The sequence below is a fragment of the Streptomyces sp. ICN903 genome (genome assembly GCF_022015835.1).
GTDB lineage: Bacteria > Actinomycetota > Actinomycetes > Streptomycetales > Streptomycetaceae > Streptomyces > Streptomyces fenghuangensis.
Genome location: NZ_JAKMAY010000334.1, coordinates 1 through 5768, shown reverse-complemented (window position 1 = coordinate 5768; position 5768 = coordinate 1). Strand labels below are relative to the sequence as shown.

Genomic DNA, 5768 nt, shown 5'->3' with positions numbered 1-5768 from the left:
GGGCGGAAAAGGGCGGTTGAGGGCCGGATGGATCGGACGGCGTGGGGAAGGCTGCCCCGTCCGGGAGCCGTGACGGCCCGGCGCGCGTCCTGACCCACGAGGGGCACTTCCCACCGACGCCCGGCGTTCCACGGGCAGTTGGAGCGTAGGCACCCGGGCATGAGTTCGGTTGCCGGAGGAGAGTTGAGTCGGCGCGGCTCAGGTCTCTTGACGCTGCCCGCCCTCCTGCTGCACTCTTGAGCCAGATCTACTCAAGGCATGAGCTGGAGGAACCCGAAATGGCACGAGCGGTCGGCATCGACCTGGGTACGACGAACTCCGTCGTCAGTGTTCTCGAGGGCGGTGAGCCCACCGTCATCACCAACGCCGAGGGCGCCAGGACCACGCCGTCCGTCGTCGCCTTCGCCAAGAACGGCGAGGTCCTCGTCGGTGAGGTCGCCAAGCGCCAGGCCGTCACCAACGTCGACAGGACGATCCGGTCGGTCAAGCGCCACATGGGCACCGACTGGAAGATCAACCTGGACGGCAAGGACTTCAACCCCCAGCAGATCAGCGCCTTCGTGCTGCAGAAGCTGAAGCGGGACGCCGAGGCGTACCTGGGCGAGAAGGTCACCGACGCGGTGATCACCGTCCCCGCCTACTTCAACGACCACGAGCGCCAGGCCACCAAGGAGGCCGGCGAGATCGCGGGCCTGAACGTCCTGCGCATCGTCAACGAGCCGACCGCCGCCGCCCTGGCCTACGGCCTGGAGAAGGACGACCAGACGATCCTGGTCTTCGACCTCGGCGGCGGCACCTTCGACGTCTCGCTGCTGGAGATCGGCGACGGCGTCGTGGAGGTGAAGGCCACCAACGGCGACAACCAGCTCGGCGGCGACGACTGGGACCAGCGGATCGTCGACTACCTGGTCAAGCAGTTCCAGTCCGGCCACGGCGTGGACCTGGCCAAGGACAAGATGGCCCTCCAGCGCCTGCGCGAGGCGGCGGAGAAGGCGAAGATCGAGCTGTCCAGCTCGACCGAGACCACCATCAACCTGCCCTACATCACCGCCTCGGCCGAGGGCCCGCTGCACCTGGACGAGAAGCTCACCCGGGCCCAGTTCCAGCAGCTCACCGCCGACCTGCTGGAGCGCTGCAAGATCCCGTTCCACAACGTGATCAAGGACGCGGGCATCCAGCTCTCCGAGATCGACCACGTCGTCCTCGTCGGCGGTTCGACCCGTATGCCGGCCGTCGCCGAGCTCGTCAAGGAGCTGACCGGCGGCAAGGAGGCGAACAAGGGCGTCAACCCCGACGAGGTCGTGGCGATCGGCGCCTCGCTGCAGGCCGGTGTCCTCAAGGGCGAGGTCAAGGACGTCCTGCTGCTGGACGTCACCCCGCTGTCCCTGGGCATCGAGACCAAGGGCGGCATCATGACCAAGCTGATCGAGCGCAACACCACGATCCCGACCAAGCGCTCGGAGATCTTCACCACCGCCGAGGACAACCAGCCCAGCGTGCAGATCCAGGTGTACCAGGGCGAGCGGGAGATCGCCGCGTACAACAAGAAGCTGGGGATGTTCGAGCTGACCGGGCTGCCGCCGGCGCCGCGCGGGGTGCCGCAGATCGAGGTCACCTTCGACATCGACGCCAACGGCATCATGCACGTCTCCGCCAAGGACCTGGGCACGGGCAAGGAGCAGCGGATGACCGTCACCGGCGGTTCGGCGCTGCCCAAGGACGACATCGAGCGGATGATGCGCGAGGCCGAGCAGTACGCGGAGGAGGACCACCGGCGCCGGGAGGCGGCCGAGACCCGCAACCAGGCCGAGCAGCTGGTGTACACCACGGAGAAGTTCCTGGCGGACAACGCCGACAAGGTGCCCGGGGATGTGAAGTCCGAGGTCGAGGCGTCGGTGGCGGACCTGAAGGAGAAGCTCAAGGGCGAGGACACCGCGGCCATCCGCGAGGCGTCCGAGAAGGTGGCGGCCACCAGCCAGAAGCTGGGCCAGGCCCTGTACGCCGACGCCCAGGGACAGCAGGCCGCGGGCGGCGCCGAGGCCGGCGCCGGTGCCAGGACCGGCGGCGCGGACGACGACGTGGTGGACGCCGAGATCGTCGACGACGACAAGCCCAAGGGTGATGCAGCGTGACGGAGGAGACCCCGGGTTTCGAGCAGGAGCCCGACGTCCCCGCCGAGCCGGGCAAGCCGGGCGAGCAGCCCGGTGACGCGGCGCAGGCCTCCGGAGCCGCCGAGGAGGCGGCCCCGGAGGCGGCTCCCGGAGCCTCCGGGGACGCCGAGCGGGTGGCGGCACTGACCGCCCAGCTCGACCAGACCCGTACCGCGCTGAACGAGCGCACCCAGGACCTGCAGCGGCTCCAGGCGGAGTTCTCCAACTACCGCCGCCGGGTCGAGCGGGACCGGGTGGCGGTCAAGGAGGTCGCGATCGCCAACGTGCTCACCGAGCTGCTGCCGGTGCTCGACGACATCGGCCGCGCCCGGGACCACGGCGAGCTGGTCGGCGGCTTCAAGTCGGTGGCCGAGTCGCTGGAGACGGTCGTGGCGAAGATGGGCCTGCAGCAGTTCGGCAAGGAGGGCGAGGCCTTCGACCCGACGGTGCACGAGGCGCTGATGCACTCGTACTCGCCCGACGTCACCGAGACGACGTGCGTGCAGATCCTGCAGCCCGGGTATCGCATCGGCGAGCGCACCATCCGGCCCGCGCGGGTCGGTGTCGCCGAGCCCCAGCCGGGGGCGCAGCCCGGCAAGGGCGAGGACCAGCAGGCGGAGACGGCAGCTGATGAGGAGAGCGGTGGCCCCGAGCAGGGCTGACGCGAGGGAAGACCGGGAGGAGGGACGCCGGGGATGAGTACCAAGGACTTCGTGGAGAAGGACTACTACAAGGTCCTCGGCGTCCCCAAGGACGCCACCGAGGCGGAGATCAAGAAGGCGTACCGGAAGCTCGCCCGCGAGTTCCACCCGGACGCCAACAAGGGCGACGCCCGGGCCGAGGAGCGCTTCAAGGAGGTCTCCGAGGCCCATGACGTCCTGGGCGATCCCAAGCGCCGCAAGGAGTACGACGAGGCCCGCGCGCTCTTCGGCGCCGGCGGTTTCCGCGCCGGCCCGGGGGCGGGCGGCCCCGGCGGCTTCAACTTCGACCTGGGTGACCTCTTCGGGGGCGCCCAGGGCGGCGGCGCCCCCGGGGCGGGCGGCTTCGGCGGCGGCCTCGGGGACGTCTTCGGCGGGCTGTTCGGCCGGGGCGGCGGCGCGGGCACGCGCACCCAGCCGCGCCGCGGCCAGGACGTCGAGTCCGAGGTGACGCTCAGCTTCACCGAGGCGGTGGACGGGGCCACGGTCCCGCTGCGGATGTCCAGCTCGGCGGCGTGCAAGGCCTGCGCGGGCACCGGCGACAAGAACGGCACCCCCAGGGTCTGCCCGACCTGCGTCGGCACCGGCCAGGTCAGCCGCGGCGGCGGGGGCGGGTTCTCGCTCACCGACCCGTGCGTGGACTGCAAGGGCCGGGGCCTGATCGCCCAGGACCCGTGCGAGGTCTGCAAGGGCAGCGGCCGGGCCACCAGCTCGCGCACCATGCAGGTCCGCATCCCCGCCGGGGTCTCCGACGGCCAGCGCATCCGGCTGCGGGGCAAGGGCGCGCCGGGCGAGCGCGGCGGCCCGAACGGCGATCTGTACGTCGTGGTGCACGTCGAGCCGCACCCGGTGTTCGGCCGCAAGGGCGACAACCTGACCGTCACCGTGCCCGTCACCTTCACGGAGGCGGCGCTCGGCGGCGAGATCAAGGTGCCCACCCTGGGCGGCCCGCCGGTCACCCTGAGGCTTCCGGCCGGCACGCCGAGCGGCCGGACGATGCGCGCCCGCGGAAAAGGGGCGGTGCGCAAGGATGGCACCAGGGGCGACCTGTTGGTCACCATAGAGGTGACGGTCCCGAGGGAACTGAGCGACAAGGCGAGGGACCTGCTGGAGTCCTACCGTGACGCGACCGCGGGCGAGGACCCGCGGGCGGCGCTGTTCAAGGCCGCGAAGGGAGACTGACCGATATGGACGGCTACGGCCGCGGACGACAGGGCCAGGGGCGGGGGCGCACCAACCCGTACGAGCTGACGGACGAGTCACCGGTCTACGTCATCTCCGTGGCGGCACAGCTCTCCGGGCTCCACCCGCAGACGCTGCGGCAGTACGACCGGCTCGGTCTCGTCTCCCCCGACCGTACCGCCGGGCGCGGCCGCCGCTACTCGGCGCGGGACATCCAGCTCCTGCGCCAGGTGCAGCGGCTGTCGCAGGACGAGGGCATCAACCTCGCGGGCATCAAGCGCATCATCGAGCTGGAGAACCAGGTCGCGGCCCTGCAGGCCAAGGTGACCGAGCTCCAGCAGGCGGTGGAGGGCGCGGCGGTGGCCATGCGCCAGCGCGAGGCGCAGGTGCACGCCTCCTACCGCCGCGACCTGGTGCCCTACCACGACGTGCGGCAGTCCAGCGCGCTGGTGGTCTGGCGGCCTCAGCGCTCCGCCGACTGACCTTCACTCCGCGGTATGCCGGGGCACCCCCGGCGCCCCGGGGCCTGCTTCCGGCCCGGCCTTCCGGCCGGGCCGGAAGCCGTCGCGGGTCCGGCCGGGCTCGGTGCGGGCCCGGTGAGGGCCGTCCGGCGTACACATGCGTCCGTCCGGGTCCGCCCGAACGGACGCCCAGCGCCACCCGTCCGGCGGTGTGCGGATGGCATGCCGGGATGGGAGGGGCGCAGCGTGAGGGCATGGACAGGATACGTGCCGTCATAGCCGCGTTCGTGACCGTCACGACCTCCGCCGCGCTGCTGGGGGCCGCTCCCCTGGGCGTCCCCGCGGTCGATCCGGTGTCCGGCGCCGCGGCCGCTCGCACAACGGCCGACGGGGCCGCCACCCCCCGGGCTCCCTGGCCCGGCGGTACGGTGCGGACCGTCGGGAAGCTCATCGGGACCTATCCGGACGGACAGCTGCTGGCCTGCTCCGGCGCCGTCGTGGACGCCCCCAACGGAAGCGTCGTCGTCACCGCCGCGCACTGCGTCCACAACCCCGGCGAGGCCCGCTGGGAGCAGGCCTGGTTCGTCCCCGCCTACGACCGCCACGGCACCGCGAACGCCGCCCGGGCCGGCTGGCGGGTGGAGTCGGTGCACCTGGAGTCCGCCTGGAGGAAGGGGAAGCTGCCGCAGGCCCTGCCGTACGACTACGCCTTCCTGAAGGTGGAGGAGAAGGACGGGCGGACGATCCAGGAGACGGTCGGCGCCAACCGCCTGGACTTCGAGCCCGTCGAACCGGCCGAGCGCACCTTGGCCCTCGGCTACCCGGCCGCCGAGCCGTACGACGGCGAGACGCTCGCCCACTGCGCGGGCACGCCCACCCTGCTGACCGAGCGGGACACCCGGCAGCCGAACGTGGGCGGGCTGCTGCTGGAGTCCTGCGACCTGACCCAGGGGTCCAGCGGCGGGCCGTGGCTGCGGGACTACGACGCCGCGAGCCAGTCCGGCACGGTGGTGGCCGTGATGTCGGTCGGCGACGACCGGGGCCGGGTGCTGGGCCGCCCCTTCCCGGCCGAGGCGCGCCGGCTGCTCCAGGCGGCGGGCGGGTCCCGCGGCTGAGCCGCGCCGGACCCGCCCGGAACCGCAGGACCCGCCCGGTCCGCGCCCGACCGGCCGCCCCGCGAGCCGGCGCCGTCCCGCCCGATGTGCGACCGGGCGGGGCGGCGTCCTGCCGTACGCGGGCGCGGGCGGCCGGGCACGGTGCGGACGGGTCGGGGGTTC

5 protein-coding genes are annotated in these 5768 nt (G+C 72.5%); all 5 read left to right on the top strand.

What is annotated here, in order from left to right:
- Positions 1-278: 278 nt before the first annotated feature.
- The 5 genes from dnaK to L7D48_RS24770 all read left to right on the top strand — a co-directional run bounded on the left by dnaK (position 279) and on the right by L7D48_RS24770 (position 5606).
- The gene (gene dnaK / locus L7D48_RS24790; protein ID WP_237882674.1) at positions 279-2132 is read left to right on the top strand and encodes a molecular chaperone DnaK; all 1854 of its coding nucleotides are present in this window, start codon (positions 279-281) and stop codon (positions 2130-2132) included.
- The gene (grpE, locus tag L7D48_RS24785; protein ID WP_237882672.1) at positions 2129-2812 is read left to right on the top strand and encodes a nucleotide exchange factor GrpE; all 684 of its coding nucleotides are present in this window, start codon (positions 2129-2131) and stop codon (positions 2810-2812) included. Before dnaK ends, grpE begins: the two co-directional genes overlap by 4 nt.
- A 33-nt stretch (positions 2813-2845) precedes the next feature.
- Complete coding sequence (gene dnaJ, locus L7D48_RS24780; RefSeq protein WP_237882670.1) at positions 2846-4030, top strand: molecular chaperone DnaJ; 1185 nt, start codon at positions 2846-2848, stop codon at positions 4028-4030.
- A gap of 5 nt (positions 4031-4035) precedes the next feature.
- Positions 4036-4512: a heat shock protein transcriptional repressor HspR gene (locus L7D48_RS24775; protein ID WP_101255488.1), complete on the top strand. Its 477-nt coding sequence runs from the start codon at positions 4036-4038 to the stop codon at positions 4510-4512.
- Between the two features lie 233 nt (positions 4513-4745).
- Positions 4746-5606 carry a serine protease gene (locus L7D48_RS24770; protein ID WP_237882668.1) on the top strand — a complete coding sequence of 287 codons (861 nt, stop codon included), beginning with the start codon at positions 4746-4748 and terminating at the stop codon, positions 5604-5606.
- Positions 5607-5768 lie beyond the last annotated feature (162 nt).

What these genes read in the sequence shown, in the direction of transcription:
- L7D48_RS24775 (WP_101255488.1), top strand. Translation starts at nt 4,036, where the DNA reads ATGGACGGCTACGGCCGCGGACGACAGGGCCAGGGGCGGGGGCGCACC.
- dnaJ (WP_237882670.1), top strand. Translation starts at nt 2,846, where the DNA reads ATGAGTACCAAGGACTTCGTGGAGAAGGACTACTACAAGGTCCTCGGC.
- dnaK (WP_237882674.1), top strand. Translation starts at nt 279, where the DNA reads ATGGCACGAGCGGTCGGCATCGACCTGGGTACGACGAACTCCGTCGTC.
- L7D48_RS24770 (WP_237882668.1), top strand. Translation starts at nt 4,746, where the DNA reads ATGGACAGGATACGTGCCGTCATAGCCGCGTTCGTGACCGTCACGACC.